1 pseudogene is annotated in these 381 nt (G+C 80.8%); it reads left to right on the plus strand.

Annotated features, from left to right (window positions below):
* Positions 1–381 (plus strand): annotated as a pseudogene (locus ADL12_RS55670) (hypothetical protein); the annotation flags it as partial.

Raw genomic sequence — 381 nt, forward strand, 5'->3', positions numbered from 1 at the left:
GAGCCGGGCCAGTGTGCGGTACGAACGCTCCAGTCCGAAACGCAGTCCCCGCTCGTCCAGGCCGCTGCCGAGCAGCGTCCGTCCTCCGGTGGCGGCGGGGGGGGCGGAGACGACCGGCCCGCCGGCCCCGTACGGCCGGACGACAACCGGACCACCGTCATGAAGGGCTCGGCGCCCCCCCCCGCCACGGGCGCGCCCGGCGCGGACTGGCCCGGCGCCGCCACGCCGGCCGGCTCCGGCGGCCACGAACTGCCCCCGGGCGCGCCCCCGCTCCCCCCTTCCCCGCCGCCCGCCGGACCGGTGTCACCGGCGGCGAGCGGTCCCGACGTGCCGTCGCCCCCCGGCCACCACACACAGCCCGGCCACCACTCACCGCCCGGC

It is taken from the genome of Streptomyces regalis (assembly GCF_001509475.1).
Classification (GTDB): domain Bacteria; phylum Actinomycetota; class Actinomycetes; order Streptomycetales; family Streptomycetaceae; genus Streptomyces; species Streptomyces regalis.